Origin of the sequence: Salinisphaera sp. LB1 (assembly GCF_003177035.1) — a bacterium.
Lineage (GTDB): Bacteria > Pseudomonadota > Gammaproteobacteria > Nevskiales > Salinisphaeraceae > Salinisphaera.
This window is the reverse complement of sequence record NZ_CP029488.1, coordinates 1,391,224-1,407,167: the sequence shown is the minus strand read 5'-3', so window position 1 is coordinate 1,407,167 and position 15,944 is coordinate 1,391,224. Positions and strand designations below refer to the sequence as shown.

18 protein-coding genes are annotated in these 15,944 nt (G+C 65.7%); 10 read left to right on the top strand and 8 right to left on the bottom strand.

Going from position 1 to position 15,944, the window contains the following annotated elements; all coding sequences use genetic code 11:
- Positions 1 to 17: 17 nt before the first annotated feature.
- Together pyp and SALB1_RS06385 are read right to left on the bottom strand one after the other, a co-directional pair.
- The gene (gene pyp / locus SALB1_RS06390; protein WP_109993106.1) at positions 18 to 395 is read right to left on the bottom strand and encodes a photoactive yellow protein; all 378 of its coding nucleotides are present in this window, start codon (positions 393 to 395) and stop codon (positions 18 to 20) included.
- 106 nt (positions 396 to 501) lie between these two features.
- Positions 502 to 708, bottom strand: a complete 207-nt coding sequence (locus SALB1_RS06385; protein ID WP_109993105.1) for a putative motility protein — start codon at positions 706 to 708, stop codon at positions 502 to 504.
- A 200-nt stretch (positions 709 to 908) separates the two neighbouring features.
- Here SALB1_RS06385 and SALB1_RS06380 point away from each other — a divergent pair, with 200 nt between their 5' ends.
- A complete protein-coding gene (locus SALB1_RS06380) occupies positions 909 to 2,933 on the top strand; it encodes a S9 family peptidase (protein ID WP_109993104.1) in 2,025 nt (674 codons plus the stop codon).
- A gap of 127 nt (positions 2,934 to 3,060) precedes the next feature.
- Here the strand turns inward: SALB1_RS06380 and SALB1_RS06375 are convergent, their stop codons facing one another.
- Together SALB1_RS06375 and SALB1_RS18990 are read right to left on the bottom strand one after the other, a co-directional pair.
- Positions 3,061 to 4,245 carry an OpgC family protein gene (locus SALB1_RS06375; protein WP_145961254.1) on the bottom strand — a complete coding sequence of 395 codons (1,185 nt, stop codon included), beginning with the start codon at positions 4,243 to 4,245 and terminating at the stop codon, positions 3,061 to 3,063.
- 498 nt (positions 4,246 to 4,743) lie between these two features.
- On the bottom strand, positions 4,744 to 4,920 hold the full coding sequence (locus SALB1_RS18990) for a hypothetical protein (protein ID WP_158590650.1): 177 nt from the start codon (positions 4,918 to 4,920) through the stop codon (positions 4,744 to 4,746).
- 248 nt (positions 4,921 to 5,168) lie between these two features.
- On the opposite strand from SALB1_RS18990, the gene SALB1_RS06365 reads away from it, so the two are divergent.
- From SALB1_RS06365 to SALB1_RS06355, 3 genes are all read left to right on the top strand, one after another.
- On the top strand, positions 5,169 to 5,597 hold the full coding sequence (locus SALB1_RS06365) for a YaiI/YqxD family protein (RefSeq protein ID WP_109995305.1): 429 nt from the start codon (positions 5,169 to 5,171) through the stop codon (positions 5,595 to 5,597).
- A gap of 415 nt (positions 5,598 to 6,012) precedes the next feature.
- Entirely contained in the window at positions 6,013 to 6,216 is a 204-nt protein-coding gene (locus SALB1_RS06360; RefSeq protein WP_109993101.1) for a cold-shock protein, read from the top strand.
- Between the two features lie 175 nt (positions 6,217 to 6,391).
- Positions 6,392 to 6,670: a peptidylprolyl isomerase gene (locus tag SALB1_RS06355; protein ID WP_109993100.1), complete on the top strand. Its 279-nt coding sequence runs from the start codon at positions 6,392 to 6,394 to the stop codon at positions 6,668 to 6,670.
- 35 nt (positions 6,671 to 6,705) lie between these two features.
- On the opposite strand, the gene SALB1_RS06350 is transcribed toward SALB1_RS06355, so the two are convergent.
- Positions 6,706 to 7,335: a YigZ family protein gene (locus SALB1_RS06350; protein ID WP_109993099.1), complete on the bottom strand. Its 630-nt coding sequence runs from the start codon at positions 7,333 to 7,335 to the stop codon at positions 6,706 to 6,708.
- 552 nt (positions 7,336 to 7,887) lie between these two features.
- Here SALB1_RS06350 and SALB1_RS06345 point away from each other — a divergent pair.
- Positions 7,888 to 8,529 carry a YoaK family protein gene (locus SALB1_RS06345; protein WP_109995304.1) on the top strand — a complete coding sequence of 214 codons (642 nt, stop codon included), beginning with the start codon at positions 7,888 to 7,890 and terminating at the stop codon, positions 8,527 to 8,529.
- 95 nt (positions 8,530 to 8,624) lie between these two features.
- Here SALB1_RS06345 and SALB1_RS06340 read toward each other — a convergent pair whose 3' ends face one another.
- From SALB1_RS06340 to SALB1_RS06335, 3 genes are all read right to left on the bottom strand, one after another.
- Positions 8,625 to 9,047, bottom strand: a complete 423-nt coding sequence (locus tag SALB1_RS06340; protein WP_109995303.1) for an RbsD/FucU family protein — start codon at positions 9,045 to 9,047, stop codon at positions 8,625 to 8,627.
- A gap of 218 nt (positions 9,048 to 9,265) precedes the next feature.
- Entirely contained in the window at positions 9,266 to 9,490 is a 225-nt protein-coding gene (locus tag SALB1_RS18700) for a hypothetical protein (RefSeq protein ID WP_145961253.1), read from the bottom strand.
- A gap of 147 nt (positions 9,491 to 9,637) precedes the next feature.
- The gene (locus SALB1_RS06335; protein ID WP_109993098.1) at positions 9,638 to 9,859 is read right to left on the bottom strand and encodes a hypothetical protein; all 222 of its coding nucleotides are present in this window, start codon (positions 9,857 to 9,859) and stop codon (positions 9,638 to 9,640) included.
- 321 nt (positions 9,860 to 10,180) lie between these two features.
- Between SALB1_RS06335 and SALB1_RS06330 the strand changes: the two genes are divergently transcribed.
- Genes SALB1_RS06330 through SALB1_RS06310 form a run of 5 tightly spaced genes read left to right on the top strand, consistent with a single transcriptional unit; the run spans position 10,181 to position 15,911 of the window.
- Positions 10,181 to 10,858: a CerR family C-terminal domain-containing protein gene (locus SALB1_RS06330; RefSeq protein ID WP_109993097.1), complete on the top strand. Its 678-nt coding sequence runs from the start codon at positions 10,181 to 10,183 to the stop codon at positions 10,856 to 10,858.
- The gene (gene hlyD / locus SALB1_RS06325; protein ID WP_109993096.1) at positions 10,855 to 11,850 is read left to right on the top strand and encodes a secretion protein HlyD; all 996 of its coding nucleotides are present in this window, start codon (positions 10,855 to 10,857) and stop codon (positions 11,848 to 11,850) included. The genes SALB1_RS06330 and hlyD overlap by 4 nt, the downstream gene beginning before the upstream one ends.
- Position 11,851: 1 nt before the next feature.
- Positions 11,852 to 13,630, top strand: a complete 1,779-nt coding sequence (locus SALB1_RS06320) for an ATP-binding cassette domain-containing protein (RefSeq protein ID WP_109993095.1) — start codon at positions 11,852 to 11,854, stop codon at positions 13,628 to 13,630.
- Positions 13,627 to 14,796 (top strand): ABC transporter permease, encoded by a 1,170-nt coding sequence (locus SALB1_RS06315; protein ID WP_109993094.1) that lies wholly within the window; start codon positions 13,627 to 13,629, stop codon positions 14,794 to 14,796. Before SALB1_RS06320 ends, SALB1_RS06315 begins: the two co-directional genes overlap by 4 nt.
- Positions 14,796 to 15,911 carry an ABC transporter permease gene (locus tag SALB1_RS06310; RefSeq protein WP_109993093.1) on the top strand — a complete coding sequence of 372 codons (1,116 nt, stop codon included), beginning with the start codon at positions 14,796 to 14,798 and terminating at the stop codon, positions 15,909 to 15,911. The genes SALB1_RS06315 and SALB1_RS06310 overlap by 1 nt, the downstream gene beginning before the upstream one ends.
- Positions 15,912 to 15,944: the final 33 nt, after the last annotated feature.

Below are 15,944 nucleotides of genomic sequence, written 5' to 3'. Positions count from 1 at the left end.
CGTTCCGCGCCAATGCATTAAAGACGTTTGACGAATATCCAGTAACTGTCACCAGAGATCGCTTTCTTCATCTGGACTCTTACCTTGGTGGGTGTCATCTCGTAATCGAACGTATATTCGAAAACGGCACTTAAATCACCGTTACGCACGCCGTCGTCGAAGCGGCCTTTGAACTCCGGACGATTGGTGCACGGTGCGACGTCCCGAAAAAAGTTTTTCCCTATGACTTGCGAAGGGTCGCGGCCGGTTATTGCACCTTCGGCTGAGTTGTACTGCAGAATTTTTCCGCTGCCATCCAGTTGAATTGCGCCAAAAGCCATCTGGTCTATCTGCTTTTCCGACATCTTGGACAATGTATTTTCGATGTCGTCGGCACCAAACTTTACGATTTCCATAGCTATAATCCGATTTTATATAAGGAATTTTATTATGGCGCGATCGAAAAGATGCGCCGACCCTTATGTTGCCGCTGCTCAAGTCCTTTGGTTTTAAACGCGGCCGTCAGGCATAGGTATTGATCTGCGTTCCGACGGATCCGGTCGTTGCCAACGCCGGCTGTGTTTCCAGCGACGACATCAGCTGGCTCATCTGCGAGGCCTGGCTGTCGAGCGACTTGCGCAGCAGGTTCGTCTGCACGTCCTGGTTCTGGTTATGTTGCTGCAAAGCCATGGCGGTACTGACGGTCGAGTTCACGCTTCCTGCGTCCATGAGATTGTCTCCAAGCTCGGGAATGGTTAGCCGAAGTCGGTTTATCGGCGAGCGGCGGCTGAGCTTTAGCAATAAGGGCGATGCGTTTGCCGGGCGCCGTGTCGCGTTGCGATCAACCCGCGGGTGGGGCGTCCGCGTTATCCTGACCGCCCGACGCCTCACCCAGTGAGGCCTGATTCAACCCCGCAAAGGAGCGCCCCATGCGTTGGAATCATCCGGCTCACAACATTCCGATGGCGGCGAGCGACGCTGCCGGCGCCGGTAGCGCGGGCGATGCGCCGTTGATCGAACGCGAGCGGCTGTTCGGCAACCCGAGCCGCATACAGGGCCGGCTGAGCCCGGACGGCCGGTGGTTGTCGTGGATCGCCCCGTTCAACGACGTGCTCAATCTCTGGGTCGCGCCGGTCGATCGCCCGGATGAAGGACGGGCGCTGACCGACGAGCGCACCCGCCCGATCCGGAGCTATTTCTGGTCGCCGGACAGCCGGCAGCTGCTGTTCGTGAACGACCAGGGCGGCGACGAGAACTTCCGTCTGTTCGGTGTGGACGTAGAAAGCGCGGCCCAGCGTACCCTGACGCCGCAGGAAGGGGTACGGGTGCAAGTACTCGGCGTCAGCCGACACGTGCGCGACCATATCGTGGTGGGCATCAACGACCGCGATCCGCGCTGGCACGATGTCTATCGCCTGGATCTGGCCAGCGGCGAGCTGACGCTGGCGATGCATAACGACGGTTACGGCGGCTTTCTGGTGGATGAAAGCCTCGATATCCGCCTGGCGCAAAAGCCCCGTGAGGACGGCGGCGAGGATTTCTTTCGCGTGCGGGACGGCGCGGTGGCGGACGAGCCGTTGGTCAGCATCCGCTTCGAGGACAGCGCCAACACCGGCCCGGCGGGCTTCACTCGCGACGGCAACACGCTCTACTGGATCGACAGTCGCGGCCGCGATACCGCCGCGCTCGTCGCCCAGAATCTCGAAACCGGCGACATGCGCGAAATCGCCGCCTCGCCCAAGGCCGACGTGACCGGCGTGATGGCCGACCCCGAAACCCACGAAATCCAGGCCTGGGCCGTGGATTATCTGCGCACCGAGTGGCATGTGATCGACCCGGCCATCGGCGAGGATCTGGCGTTTCTGGACGAGCGGCTCGAAGGCGACGTGCACGTCACCTCGCGTACCGACGACGATCGCCGCTGGGTGGTGGTTAACGACCCGGTTACCGCGCCACCGGCAACCCATCTCTATGATCGCGACGCCGGGACGCTCACCACGCTGTTCGTCAGCCGCCCGGAACTGGTGGGCGCGCCGCTGGCCGGCATGACGCCGCTGGAGATCACCGCCCGCGACGGCCTGATGCTGACCGCCTATCTCACCTTGCCGCGCGGCAGCGGCGCCGAAGGCTTCACCGCGCCGGGCGAGCCGCTGCCGATGGTGCTGCTGGTGCACGGCGGCCCCTGGGCGCGGGACGACTATGGCAGCAACGGCTACCACCAGTGGCTGGCCAATCGCGGCTATGCGGTGCTGTCGGTGAACTATCGCGGCTCGACCGGTTTCGGCAAATCCTTCACCGCCGCTGGCGACGGCGAGTGGGGCGCCGCCATGCACGACGACCTGATCGACGCCGTGAACTGGGCGGTCGACAATCGTGTGGCCGACCCGAAGCGGGTGGCGATCATGGGTGGTTCCTACGGCGGCTATGCGGTGTTGGCCGGACTCACGCTGACGCCGGAAACCTTCGCCTGCGGTGTGGATATCGTCGGTCCGTCGAACCTCACCACCCTGCTGGAGAGCATCCCGCCCTACTGGGAAGCGGGTCGCCGCCAGATGTATCGGCGCATGGCCGACCCTGAAACCGAGGCCGGCCGCGCCTGGCTGGCCGAGCGCTCGCCGCTGACCTACGCCGATCGCATCGTTCGCCCGCTGTTGATCGGCCAGGGGGCCAACGACCCGCGCGTCAAACAGGCCGAGAGCGACCAGATCGTGAACGCGATGGCCGAGAAATCGATACCGGTCACTTACGTGCTGTTCCCCGACGAAGGCCACGGCTTTGCCCGCCCGGCCAACAACATCGCCTTCAACGCGATCACCGAGGCGTTTCTGGCCGAATACCTCGGCGGGCGTGCCGAGCCGATCGGCGACGCGCTGGCGCCGTCCACGGCGACCGTGCCCCACGGCGCCGATTACGCGCCCGGGTTAGCTGCGGCGTTGCAGACCGAGCCGCGCTGAGCGATGTGTGCGCGCGTGTGTCCACCGGGGCCACCGCCCCGCCACGCACGGGCACGGCCGCCCGTCCGGGCGTGCCCAGCGGGTCGCCGAAGCGCGCGGTAATTCGTCGTTTCCCGCGCGCTATGCTTCAGGCCCGCACCCGCAGGCGCCGGCGATGATGGAGGAAGGCGGGCAGCGTCAGGGTCAGGACACAGGCCAGGGTATACACGACGTGCAGCGCTGGGCTGCCCAGCTCGTCGAGCCGGAAGCCGATGCCCATGTCGAGATAGACCAGCAACACCTGGAACGTGAAAACCTGGATCGACGAACGGCCGAGATAATCCAGCCACGGCACCCGGGCCGTGCGCGACGCGAACCGCAACAGCCCGGCGGTGAGCAGCAGCAGGCCGAGTGTATCGAACAATCGCAGCCAACCCATCTTTGTGCTGTCGAGCGCCGGGTCCTGTGCGGAGAGGCCGATCGAGAGCAGGTCGTGGCGGGCCAGGCACAGGGCGCCGAGGAATACGAGCAGCGCCAACCACGCCGAGCGGGGCACCCGGCCGAGCGCACGCCGCACGGTATCGCGATAGCAGCCCAACATGAGCCCGAGCATCCACAGCAGCTGCCAGCACAGCAGATTGAAATGACCGGCGCGGTAGTCGCCCGTCAACAACGCGGTCAGCGACTCGCTGGGATGCAGCAGGCTGCCGAGCGCCCACGTGCCTATGCTCATGGCTGCCACGAGCCATGTATAGCCGCGCCGGATGCCCATCACGGCAAACGGCGTGACCAGCACGAACACCACGTACATGGGCAGAATATCGAAATAAGCGGGCTGGTTGACCATCGCGAACGACAGCAGATTCCAAACCCACGGATGGTGCATGGTTCCGCCCAGATGCCAGTACACGCCGAGCCGCGGAAATAACCAGGTCAACCCGACGAGCAGCCCCAGCGCGGCGATGTAGTAGCGATAAATCAGTGCCGCACGGCGGATCGAGGTACGGCGCAGCGTACGCAGGTCGGGCGCGCGCAGAACGTAAGCGAGCGCGAACATATAGCCGGAAAGAAAGACGAAACCTTCGGCCGCGGTCACGAATCCGAGCGGCGAATAACTGATGGCATATAGTGGCCCGCCGAGATGGTCGATCGTCATGATCACCAGCAGCAGACCGCGCAGGGTGTCGATGCGATTGTCACGCCCGGGGCGTGCGTGCTGTATAGCGGCCGGGGAATTGCCCGCTCCGTGAACGGTGGGCTGCGGGGCAGTACTTCGATCGATCGGGAGCGACCACAATGTCTGACCCACGGCCTGCAAAGACGACTTCCACACGATGGCTCCCAAGATAGCGCCCCAAGGCTGGCTAGCAACGGTTATGCCAAGCCCCCGATGCGCCGGCTTGGCGTCAATCCGCCGTGCCAAAGCCGCGAGGCCGACGGTTGGCGACGTAATAAAGACCGACGCCTCTCCGCCGCGGGGCGCGATAGAAACGTTTATAAATATCAGTTACCTGGAGTGGCAGGTGCGAGCCGGGTGGCGTCGATTCCGATGACAGGCAAAATGAGTACCGATCCCCATCGTCGCTTTTGTTCGGCCGTGATAAGACCGGCCAAGTCCATGAAAAACATAGGCTAATCGGCATCAATGCCGGTAGCGATCATGGGCGTCGCCGGGCAGTCGAAACGGTTTACAACGGCCCACGGTTGCGCCCCGCGACCGCGCCGGTCGGGCGCCAGCGTGTGAATCCCACGGCGTCGGATGGCAGCACGGCGCCGAAAGCAAACGCCGCGGGCCGGTTGTACTGCTGGTCGCGTAACTCTAAGACACGCCCTAGTCTTCCGGGCGGCTGAGCAGCTCGTCGCGAGCGGTGGCGCAACGATGGCAGGCATCGGCGCATACCGACGAGCAGCACTGGCGGCATTTCAGGCAAGCGGCGATGCAGTCGGCCAGCTCCTCGCTGAAGTCGACGGGGGTCGAATGCGTCTTGAGTCGTTGCTGAATCTGCATGACAGGCTCCTTGTCGTGGTCGGGTCGATGCAGAACCGCCATGCAAACGCGGGCCGCACGAGCCGGTCGATCGGCGCGATTCGACTACTTTGGGACCTGCCGCGTGCGCGAGCGGCGACTCGCGTGGTCGCCCGCCCGGGCGGCGCATCACCGCTGGCCGGGAATAGTAAGATGCGCCGGTCATTCGAAAATCCGGCGCGGGGAGTAAACGGGTACGGTCGCCGTCGCGTCTCAACGTGGAGCCGGTTGTGCAGATATGGGTCGATGCCGATGCGTGCCCGGTGGTGATCAAGCAGATCCTATTTCGGGCTCCCAAGCGGACCGGGATGCCGCTGACGCTGGTGGCGAATCAGCCGTTGCAGGTGCCGCGCCAGCCGCAGATCCAGGCGGTGCAGGTCGCGAGCGGATTCGACGTGGCGGACAACGAGATCGTCCAGCGCATGGCGGCCGGTGATCTGGTGACTACGGTCGATATTCCGCTGGCCGCCGAGGTCATCGCCACCGGCGGCCAGGCCCTGAGCCCGAGCGGCGAGATGTATTCGGCCGATGATATCGCGGCCAAACACACCATGCGCGATTTCATGGACACGCTGCGTGCCGGCGGTATTCACGGGGCCGGCCCGTGGGTGCTCGGCGAGAAGGAACGTCAGGCTTTCGTCAACGCGCTCTACCTCTAGCTGGCCGAGGCACGCCGCTAAGAGCCGATTTCAATAGGACGGTGTGCGCCCCGAAGGGCGGGGCTGAGCGGGCACCAGACCAGCGCAGACCCCGTCGCCCTATTGGACTAGGCCCTGAGCCGGTCGACGCGCGCCCGAAACGCTAAAATCACGCAGGATGGGCGCAGGCTAAAAAATATTCAATCGGATGAGGCGCCGGTTGGCGCTGGACCATGCGCCCTCGGGTGTCTATTCAAGATATTGTTTTTCTTTTATTTTTAGGCCATTCCGCCGCTGCCGGAGCGTGGATCGTCGGCTCCATGAGCCGATGATCCGGCCGATTCACGACATCGGTGCTCGTGTGTTGGTGTCGTGACGCGTATGCGTAGTCGCGCAGGCAGCTGCACTTATTAAATCGTAGTACCAAGAGTAAATTATGGCCAAAGGCACAGTGAAGTGGTTTAGCTCGAAGAAAGGCTTCGGCTTTATCGCTCCTGAAGATGGCAGCAAAGATCTGTTCGTCCATCATTCGGAAATAAAAATGCAGGGTTTCGCCTCGCTCGAGGACGGACAGGCAGTGGAATTCGAAGTCGGTGAGGGCAAGCAAGGCCCTTGCGCGACGAGCGTCGTCCCGCTTTAAGGCGCAGAACAATTTGAAGTAAAAATGGGCTGCGCAAGCAGCCCGTTTTTTTATGCCCGGCGTTCGGACGCGGGCTGAACTGCAGACCTCCGCTCAAATCGGAGCTCGCCCGCCGACGGTTCTGAAATTGCCGTAATATGCGCGGTCCGTGATTTCTCAAAGCAGGAGCTTTCCCATGGCCCAGGCCAGTGCCCGTCATATCCTCGTCGACAGCGAAGACAAGTGTGTCGAACTCAAGCAACAGATCGAAAACGGCGGCGATTTCGCCGAAGTCGCGCGTGAGCATTCGACGTGTCCGTCCGGCCGCAAGGGCGGCGAGCTCGGTACATTCGGCCCCGGCCAGATGGTGCGCGAGTTCGACGACGTGGTGTTCAGCGCCCCGCTCAACGAAGTTCAGGGGCCAGTGAAGACACAGTTCGGTTATCACCTGCTGGAAGTCACCGCGCGCGGTTGATGGCCCGGGGCCGGCCGCGTGTGTTGCGCGCCGGCTCATTCCCCGGCGGTGTCGTCGTTCAGCGCGAGGCGGCCGCTCAGCCGGGCGTCGAGTTCGGCAAAATCGGTATCGGCGTCCCGGGGCCAATCCACCGCCAGCGTCACGCCCCCGGCATGGTAGCGGGCGTCGATGATCCGGCCCTCGTGTTCGTCCAGCCAGCGCCGCACGGGTTGCTCGTCGGCAAAGGTCAGGTCGAGCGACAGTCGGCGCCTTGGCACGTGTTCCCGTATCGGCAGGTCGGCGACGAGCGCGCTGACCGTCTGGCCATAGGCGCGCGCCAGGCCGCCCGTGCCGAGCTTGATACCGCCGAAATAGCGTGTCACGACACAGGCGATGCGACCGAGGCCGCTACCCTCGATCACTTGATACATCGGCCGGCCGGCCGTGCCGCCGGGTTCGCCATCGTCCGAGAACCCGATCGCCCGATCGTCGCCCGGGGCGCCGGCGATCCAGGCTGAGCAATGATGCGAGGCGTCGGGATAGCGCTGACGTGCCAGCGCGATCAGCCGGTGCGCGTCGTCGACGCCGTCGATGCCGGCACACCAGCCGATGAAGCGGCTTTTCTGTATCTCGAGTGTTGCCGCATGGGGGGCATCGAGACTTGTCGCCGGCATGGGATAACGCATCGGAACTCCACAGCAATGAGTCCGGCGGCCCGATGGAATCGCGTCGGGCGGCCGCTATCGATCGCTTCTGGCGAATGCTAGGGCCTGCTGCCGCTTCGTGCGAGCGCCGCGTTGGAGACCGCAAATCGTGTCCGGCAAGGCGCGAGTCGCCGCGTCGTGGCGTGCCACGACCCAGACTCGCAACGCCGCAGGGCGCCCCTAGTAAATTTTTTATGGGCGGCCCAACCCTTCGGGACAAGCGCCCAATGATTGACGACACGACGGCAATCCAGCGTTGTAGCTCTCTCGCGTAGAACGACTACGCCACATTCGCTACGCCTCGTCTTGCCGCAAAACAGCGCTTGGCGCGGACTCGGACGAAACGGCAACAGACCCTGGCGGTTTTCGCACGGGATGTGGCGAGTGGCAGGTTGGTCCGGGAAGATGCCCGCCCGGGTGTTGACGGCGCCGCGGACGGCGTTGCGCAATCGGATGGCGGCGGCGCAACCGATTCGCCCGCCGGGCCCCGACTTTCGTATAGTCTGCGCTCCCTGTCCGGATATCCTCGAAGCCGTGATCACTCATCGTCGACGCGAGCGCGCGATTGCCATAGCACTGACGGGCCTGGCCGGCTATGTCGACGCCCTGGGCTTCATGACGCTGGGTGGGTACTTCATTGCCTTCATGAGCGGCAATACCACGCGGCTCGGGGTCGGCGCCGTGCGCAGTCTGTCGACGGCGTTCGTACCGGCCGTGGTCATCGCTTTGTTCGTGCTCGGCGTGATGATCGGGTCGCTGGTCAATCATCGGACCGGGGCCTGGCGCCGGTCCGCGGTGATGGCGCTGGTGACCGGTCTGCTGGCGCTGGCCGCCGGCTTTGCCGGTGCCGGCCTGATCTGGGGCGCGGTCGTCTGCATGGCGCTGGCCATGGGGGCCGAGAACACCGTCTTCGAGCGCAATGGCGAGGTCAGCCTGGGCGTGACCTACATGACCGGCACGCTGGTCAAGCTCGGCCAGCGGCTGATGGGCGTCCTGTTGGGTGGCGATCGCTGGGCTTGGGTCTGGTACTTCCTGCTCTGGGTCGGCCTGCTGTCGGGTACCGTGCTCGGCAGTTTCGCGTATCTGCGCTTCGGTCTGCAGAGTCTCTGGTTCGCGGTCGGGCTGGGCACGGTGTTGACCGGCCTGTTGCGCTGGTGGGCGCCGGCCGGCCATTGAACGCATGTGCCGGCCGGCGCCCGCCTGGGCGTGGTCTGCGCCCGGGTTATCGGGGGCCCTGTCCGGACAGCCCTTTTCGGCGCGGAGGACTCGCCTCAGATCCGCAACACGCCCTTCTTGAGGATAATGTTGCCGTACAGCCGCCGCTCACCGGTGGCGAGCACCGCGTAGGCTGCGCGGGTGCGGTCGTAGAAATCGAAGCGATCGATGCATTCGATCGGGATCTGCCGACCCTCCGCCGCGGCCAGCATGCGGTCGAATTCGGTGTAGAGCGCGGGTCGGCCATCGGGCGCGTCCATCGCCGCCGTGGGTGCGGCGACGAAGTCGTCCAGCGGGAGCAGGCTGAGCACGGCGGACAGCGTATCGGTGGCCGAGATGCCCGGGAGTTGCACCAGGCGTTTCGCCAGGGCGTCGGCCGGGAAATTGGCATCGACAATTGCCAGTTCGTCGCCATGGCCCATATCGGCGAGCAGGGCAAGCACGTCCCCCGTCAGCAGGGGATTGATGTGTTTGAGCATGGGCATTCCTTGCTGACCCGGCGGGATGTTGCGAGCCGGGCATGAATGTCGGGTCGAAGGTATTGCAAGCCGTCGACCTGCCGCGGCAACAGAGTGGTTCCGCGGTGTCAGTCTATCCGGTCATGGCCCGATGGCGGCAGCGGGATCACACCGGCGAGACGGCCGATGGCAACAGGCGGCACCCGGTGAGCCGGGATAAATCGCTGCGGCATCCCCGCTCAGCGGTAGCCCTTGAATTGGCGGTTAGCCCTGTTAGGCCCGCCTGTCTTGCCGCGCGCTGTGTCCTTGATGGACTTCAGGCGCTGCCGCGGCAGTTTCTGTTGTGATTTCTGCTTGGAGCCCATGCTGGCCTGGCCGGTATTGAAAGGCGTGAGTACCTGTTCGGTGCACAGAGTGTAGCCCGTTTTCCCGTCAACCGGCAGCGGCCGGCAGCCGTGGCTCATCGCCGTGGGGGGCGGTGCCGGTATCGCCGGAACACCAGCCAGGCGCGGCCATCGAAGGCTGTCATCCCAGCAGCGCATCGCCGCGTTTTCATCGCGCCGGCACGACAGAACCGCCCGCCGCAGCGGCGGGCGGTCCCGAGCCGTTGGCTAGGCCGTCACATTGATGTGCTGGCCGATGCTCTGGCCCGCGGCGTTCACGCGTGGGCCGGCCGTCGAAGCGGCCTGGGCGGGCTGGGCGCCCTGCTTGTCCGAATCGCCGTCGTGGTCCCGGGTGCCGGGCGCTTCCTGGGATTCGTTGGCCGAGTGCATTTGCATCTGCATCTGGGCCTGAGCAGCCAACTGGCTGCTTCCGGTCGCGGTAATACTCATCAGGTACTCCTGTTCGAATGGTTCGCGGCCACTTTGCCGCACTGTTGTATCGGCGGAAAACCTTTGAACCTGAATGGAAAATTAAATTTACGACATAAAAACGAATGGATAACGCGAAGCACACGATAAACGAACGCTTTTAAAACACATCGATTGGCGTCGACGCCCTCGCCGCGCGCGCGGCGGCTGTCCTGCGGCCGTAGCGAACTAGGGCGCGACGCGCCCGTTTTGATCTGACTCAACAACCGGGTTCGGGCGCGGGCGTAGGATTCGGGCTCATTGCTCGATTGACCGATTCACGGGGTCGTTTCATCACACGACATGAATAGGCTGGCCTCCCATCGTTTGACGCGTGGCGACCTCACCCGCGATGCGGTATTGCAGACCGCGATGACGGCGTTCGCCGAGGCGGGGTACGACCAGGTCAGCCTGCGCGCGCTGGCGATCCGGGCGGGGGTGAATCAATCGCTGATCGGTTATCACTTCGGCCACAAGCGGGGGCTGTATCAGGCTGTGTTCGTGGCGATTGCCGGGCAGGTACGGGCTCGGCTCGATCCCGAGATGACGCTCGTGGAATCCGCCCTGCATGATTCCGCACCCGGCGGACGCGGGCGGGAGGACGAATTTCGTGCGCTGTTTCGCTTGACGGACGGCTTGCTCGATCTGATGACCGATCCGGGCACGGATGCCTGGGCCCAATTGATCATCCGCGAACAACAGCAGCCGACCGAGGCGTTCGACGTGCTCTACAGCGGGTTCATGGACCGTCTGCTGACCCTGGTCGCGCGTCTGATCGGGCGGCTTCGCGGATCCATGCCGGCACCGGAGGCGCGGCTTTTGGCGTTCACCGTGCTCGGCCAGATTCTGGTGTTCCGCGTGGCGCGGGCCGGGGTATTGCGGGCGCTGGCCTGGTCGGACATCGACGCGGGCGCGGTCGAGGCGATTCGTGCCCGTCTGCACGGCAACCTGCGGGCGCTGCTGGCGGCGCCCGGTTCATGACGCGCTGGCGTCTGGGCGCCGCGCTGGCGTTGATCGCCGTGTTGCTTGTCGGCGCGGGCGGCCTGCTCTGGTGGATCTGGCCCGGGCACGGCGATCGCGGACTGCGTCTGTATGGCAATGTCGACATCCGCCAGGTCGAGCTGGCCTTTCGGCAACCCGGTCGTCTGGTATCGGTCGCGGTCGAGGAAGGCGATCGGGTCAAGGCTGGTCAGCAGGTCGCCGAACTCGATGCTAAGCCTTACCGCCAGGCGCTGGCCAAAGCAAATGCAGCGGTCGGGGCCGACGCGGCCGTACTGGCGAAACTGCAGGCCGGCAATCGCCCGCAGCGGATCGCCGAGGCCCGGGCCGGGGTTAAGCGGGCGCGGGCCGGCTATCGCAATGCCAAGCGCAACTACCACCGCGAGCGGTTGATGCGGGCATCGCACGCCGCGGCCCAGCGCGATCTGGACGCGGCGCGCGCCGCCCGCGATCAGGCCGCCGCCGAGCTGGCCGCGGCCACGCAAGCGCTGTCGTTGCAGCAGGCCGGCGCCCGCAGCGAGGACATTGCCGCGGCGCAGGCCACGCTCGCCGCTGCGCGGGCGGCCCGTGATCAGGCCCGGACCGCGCTCGGCGATACCCGGCTGCTGGCCCCGGCCGCGGCCACCGTACTGTCGCGGGTACGCGAGCCCGGGAGCATGGTCAGCGCCAGCACGCCGGTACTGACGCTCAACCTGCGCGATCCGGTCTACGTGCGCGCCTATGTCGACGAGCCGGATCTGGGCCGCATCGCCCCGGGGGCGGCAGTAACACTACAGACCGATTCTTCGAAACGGGTGTACCACGGGCGCATCGGCTTCATCGCGTCGCAGGCCGAATTCACGCCGAAGACCGTGGAGACGGCCCGGCTGCGGACCGATCTCGTCTATCGGCTGCGCATCGTGGTATCCGATGCCGACGAAGGCTTGCGCCAGGGCATGCCGGTCACCGTCGATGTTCTCGGCAAGGGACCGTGACATGGTCGAATCGCCATCCGAGCGCCCGGATCCGCCGGCCGACGATGCCGGCATCGAGATCATTGGTCTGAGCAAGCGTTTCGGCGACACCGTGGCGCTGGCCGGCCTCGATACTCGCATCCGCCCCGGTCGGCTCACGGGCCTGGTCGGGCCCGACGGCGCGGGCAAGACCACGCTGATGCGCATCCTCACCGGGCTGATGGCGCCCGACGCGGGCTGGGCGGTCGTGGCCGGTTGCGATGTCGTGGCCGACAACACGGCCGTGCATACGGTCACCGGCTACATGCCGCAGCGCTTCGGGCTGTACGAAGATTTGTCGGTGCGCGAAAACCTGCGCCTGTACGCCGAGCTGCGCGGGCTGACGGCGACGGCACACGATGACACCTTCGAACGCCTGCTGGCGTTCACCCGGCTCGAACCCTTCACCACACGCCTGGCCGGCAACCTCTCGGGCGGCATGAAACAGAAGCTGGGCCTGGCCTGTGCGCTGATGGCCCGGCCGCGGGTGCTGCTGCTCGACGAGCCGGGCGTCGGCGTCGACCCGCTCAGCCGCCAGGATCTGTGGCGCATGGTCGACGCGCTCACCGGCGAGGGCATGACCGTGGTCTGGTCCACGGCCTATCTGGACGAGGCCGAGCGCTGTGGGCAGGTGTTGCTGCTCAACGGCGGCCAGCTGGTCTACGATGGCCCGCCACAGGCACTGACCGAGCGCCTGACGGGCCGCAGTTTTCGTATCGATGGGGCCGCCGGCGAACGACGGGCCGTGCTGGCCGAGGCCCTCGATCTGGCCTCGGTCTGCGACGGCGTGATTCAGGGCAGCGCGGTGCGCGTGGTGCTGCGCGACGGCGCGGCCCGCGACCCGATCGACACCCTCGCGCGCAAGGCAGGCGCCCGCATCGCTCCGGTCGCGCCCCGCTTCGAGGATGCCTTCGTCGATCTGCTCGGCGGCGGGCCGGGTGGCACGTCGGCGCTGGCCGCCCGCATGGCGCCGGTGACGCGGGCGGAGCCGCACCCGGTGACCTGCCGGGGGCTGACGAAATGTTTCGGCGACTTCACCGCCACCGATGACGTCAGCTTCGCGGTGGCCCGCGGCGAGATCTTCGGTCTGCTCGGGCCCAACGGCGCCGGCAAGTCCACCACCTTCAAGATGCTCTGCGGTCTGCTCAAGCCGACCCGCGGCGAGGCGCGCGTGGCCAGTCTGGACCTGCGCCGGGCGGCCGGCGCGGCCAAGAGCCAGATCGGCTACATGGCCCAGAAGTTCTCGCTCTACGGCCTGTTGTCGGTGCGCCAGAACCTGGATTTCTTCGCCGGGGTGTATGGCCTCGACGGCGCGCGCCGTCGCGAACGCACGGCCGAAATGATCGAGATCTTCCAGCTCGCGCCGTATCTGGACGCGGCGCCGGAGTCGCTGCCGCTCGGCTACAAGCAGCGCCTGGCGATGGCCTGCGCCCTGATGCACAACCCGCCGGTACTGTTTCTCGACGAACCCACCTCGGGGGTGGACCCGATCACCCGGCGCGAATTCTGGACCCACATCAACGGCCTTGTGCGCCGCGGCGTGACCGTGATGGTGACCACCCATTTCATGGACGAGGCGGAATACTGCGACCGCGTCGCCCTGATGTATCAGGCCCGCTTGATTGCGCTCGACACCCCGGATGCACTCAAGCGCGCCGCGGCGACGTCCGCCTGCCCCGATCCGAGCATGGAGGCGGCGTTCATCCATCTCGTGCAGGCCGCGGATGCGCAGGATGAGGCGGCGCGGGCCGCGAGGTCATGAGGGCCCGGCGCGTCGGGCCCGGCGGCCGGTCGATCGCCGCGCCGCGCCGCTTCAACCGGCGCCGGCTGACAGCCCTGGTGCGCAAGGAAAGCCTGCAGCTGGTGCGCGACCCCTCGACCATTCTGATCGCCTTTGTCTTGCCCGTGGTTCTGTTGTTCCTGTTCGCCTACGCCGTATCGCTGGATGTGCGCGGCGTACGAATGGGTGTGGTGCTGCAATCCGACGCCGCGCCGGCCCAGTCGCTGGCCGCGGCCTTCGCCGGCACGCGTTATTTTCGCGTCCGCATGTTGCAAGACCGGCGCGGGGCCAACGCGCAACTGGTTTCGGGCGCGCTGCGCGGCTATGTCGTGATCCCGCAGGATTTCGCGCAACGCCTGGCGGCGCAGGGGCGCCGGCCATGGGTTCAGATCGTGACCGACGGCTCGCACCCCAACACGGCGAACTTCGTGGCCAACTATGCCCGCGGCGTGGTGAGCGACTGGCAAGCGCGGCAACCCGGGGCCGCTGCAAAGCCGCCGCCGATCACGCTGGTGCCGCGGTTCTGGTTCAACCCCGAGATCGACAGCCGGCGCGCCCTGATTCCCGGGGCGATTGCCATCGTGATGACAATCATCGGCACCCTGCTGACGGCGCTGGTGGTCGCCCGTGAGTGGGAGCGCGGCACCATGGAGGCGATCATGTCCACGCCGGCCTCGGTGGCCGAGATCCTGCTTGGCAAGCTGCTGCCGTATTTCGCCCTCGGTCTGGCCGCCACGCTCGTCGCCACGCTGCTCGCCGTATTCGTGTTCGACGTGCCGCTGCGCGGTTCGCCGTTGGCATTGCTGCTGTTGTCGATGGTGTTTCTGGTGCCCGCCCTCGGTCAGGGTTTGTTGATCTCGGCGCTGGCACGCAACCAGTTCGTGGCCGCACAGGTGGCATTGCTCACCGGTTTCCTGCCGGCCTTTCTGCTGTCGGGCTTCATTTACCCGATCGACTCCATGCCGTGGCCGATCCGGCTGTTGACCTGCATCGTGCCGGCGCGCTATTTCGTGACCGCGCTGCAGACGGTATTCCTGGCCGGCGACGTCTGGCCCCTGCTATTGCGCGATCTCGCCGCCATGCTCGCGATCGGCGCGGTGTTCTTCGGTCTCGCTCTGCGCCGTACGCACAAGAGTCTGGACCGGTGATGCGGCGCCTGTGCCATGCCCGGCTTCGGGCCCAGATCATCAAGGAATTGCTCAGCCTCCTACGCGATCCGCGCAGTCGTATCGTGCTGATCGTGCCGCCATTGATGCAGCTGCTGATCTTTTCCTTCGCCGCAACGCTGGAGTTGAACCACGTCGATCTGGCGGTCTACAACCGCGACACCGGGCGCGCCTCCCACGAGTTGCTGGCAGAGCTCGGCGCGGCCGGCTTTGTCGATCATCTGGTCATGGTGCACAGCCCGGCCGAGCGCCGCGCGCTGATCGACCGCGAGCGGGTGATTGCGGCCATCGAGATCCCGCCGGATTTCTCGCGTGATGTCGTCGCCGGGCGAACCGCCACCGCGCAGGTCATTCTCGATGGCCGGCAGGCGAATGCCGCCCGGATCACGCTCGGTTATCTCAACGAGATCGCTGCACGGACCGGGGCCGTGCTCGTTGCCGGCGGTTCGCACGCGCGCGACCCGACGGTCGTGCGTCATGGATTCAACCCCAATCTCATCTACCACTGGTATGTCGTGCCCAGCCTGTCCGGCATCCTCGCCACGATCATCGCGCTGATCGTGACCGCGCTGTCGATCGCCCGCGAGCGCGAGCTGGGCACCTTCGACCAGCTGATGGTCTCGCCGACCCCGACGTCCGAAATCATCATCGCCAAGACCGTCCCGGCACTGCTGATCGGTACGCTGCTCGGCCTGGTCATGATCGGCGTCGATGTGTTTTTGTTCAGCGTGCCGTTCCGGGGCTCGTTCGTGCTGCTGCTGATGAGCCTGGGGCTGCTGATCCTGTCGGTGGTCGGGATCGGGTTGATGATCTCGGCGATCGCCCGGACCCAGCAGCAGGCGATCCTCGGCGCCTTTGCGGTGGCCGTACCGATGGTGGTGCTGTCGGGATTTGCCACGCCGGTCGAGAACATGCCACGGGTGCTGCAGTGGGTAGCCGAGACCCTGCCGCTGACGCATTTCCTCGTGATCGTGCAGGGCTGCTTCGTCAAGGCGTTGCCGCCCGCGGTGGTATTCGCCGAGGCCTGGCCCATGGCGGTGATGGCACTGGTGACGCTGGGTTTCGCCCAGGCGTTCGTACGCCGCCGGCTCGGCTGATCCGCGCGGCCGCGGGCTTGCGGCGCCGGATGA

Excerpts from the sequence above, each read along its gene's own strand:
- pyp (WP_109993106.1), bottom strand. The coding sequence starts at position 395 with ATGGAAATCGTAAAGTTTGGTGCCGACGACATCGAAAATACATTGTCC.
- SALB1_RS06385 (WP_109993105.1), bottom strand. The coding sequence starts at position 708 with ATGGACGCAGGAAGCGTGAACTCGACCGTCAGTACCGCCATGGCTTTG.
- SALB1_RS06380 (WP_109993104.1), top strand. The coding sequence starts at position 909 with ATGCGTTGGAATCATCCGGCTCACAACATTCCGATGGCGGCGAGCGAC.
- SALB1_RS18990 (WP_158590650.1), bottom strand. The coding sequence starts at position 4,920 with ATGCAGATTCAGCAACGACTCAAGACGCATTCGACCCCCGTCGACTTC.
- SALB1_RS06360 (WP_109993101.1), top strand. The coding sequence starts at position 6,013 with ATGGCCAAAGGCACAGTGAAGTGGTTTAGCTCGAAGAAAGGCTTCGGC.
- SALB1_RS06355 (WP_109993100.1), top strand. The coding sequence starts at position 6,392 with ATGGCCCAGGCCAGTGCCCGTCATATCCTCGTCGACAGCGAAGACAAG.
- SALB1_RS06350 (WP_109993099.1), bottom strand. The coding sequence starts at position 7,335 with ATGCGTTATCCCATGCCGGCGACAAGTCTCGATGCCCCCCATGCGGCA.
- SALB1_RS06340 (WP_109995303.1), bottom strand. The coding sequence starts at position 9,047 with ATGCTCAAACACATCAATCCCCTGCTGACGGGGGACGTGCTTGCCCTG.
- SALB1_RS18700 (WP_145961253.1), bottom strand. The coding sequence starts at position 9,490 with ATGAGCCACGGCTGCCGGCCGCTGCCGGTTGACGGGAAAACGGGCTAC.
- SALB1_RS06335 (WP_109993098.1), bottom strand. The coding sequence starts at position 9,859 with ATGAGTATTACCGCGACCGGAAGCAGCCAGTTGGCTGCTCAGGCCCAG.
- SALB1_RS06330 (WP_109993097.1), top strand. The coding sequence starts at position 10,181 with ATGAATAGGCTGGCCTCCCATCGTTTGACGCGTGGCGACCTCACCCGC.
- hlyD (WP_109993096.1), top strand. The coding sequence starts at position 10,855 with ATGACGCGCTGGCGTCTGGGCGCCGCGCTGGCGTTGATCGCCGTGTTG.
- SALB1_RS06320 (WP_109993095.1), top strand. The coding sequence starts at position 11,852 with ATGGTCGAATCGCCATCCGAGCGCCCGGATCCGCCGGCCGACGATGCC.
- SALB1_RS06315 (WP_109993094.1), top strand. The coding sequence starts at position 13,627 with ATGAGGGCCCGGCGCGTCGGGCCCGGCGGCCGGTCGATCGCCGCGCCG.
- SALB1_RS06310 (WP_109993093.1), top strand. The coding sequence starts at position 14,796 with ATGCGGCGCCTGTGCCATGCCCGGCTTCGGGCCCAGATCATCAAGGAA.